Raw genomic sequence first — 244 nt, forward strand, 5'->3', positions numbered from 1 at the left:
CTTTCCGAGGACCACCCCAGATACGCACCGCAGTTGCCGCAGAAGTCGTCGTCGGGGCCGTTGGACGCCCCGCACGCGGGACAGGCGCGCATGGCGTCACCTCCCTTCGTCGGCGGGCGGTCCGGACAGGATCTCGACCCGGCAGGGGACATGGACGGGGCTGTGGGCGCGGACGATCTCGCGGACGCGGTCCGCGTCCACCACGGGCTCCCGGCCCGGCCACACCCGGACCAGCACCTCGCCG

General features: G+C 73.8%; 1 pseudogene. It reads right to left on the reverse strand.

Annotated features, from left to right (window positions below):
* Window positions 1-96: 96 nt before the first annotated feature.
* A pseudogene (locus tag CCN72_RS40215) lies at window positions 97-244 on the reverse strand (phage tail protein); the annotation flags it as partial.

The organism is Streptomyces murinus, assembly GCF_002154555.1.
Classification (GTDB): Bacteria; Actinomycetota; Actinomycetes; order Streptomycetales; family Streptomycetaceae; genus Streptomyces; species Streptomyces murinus.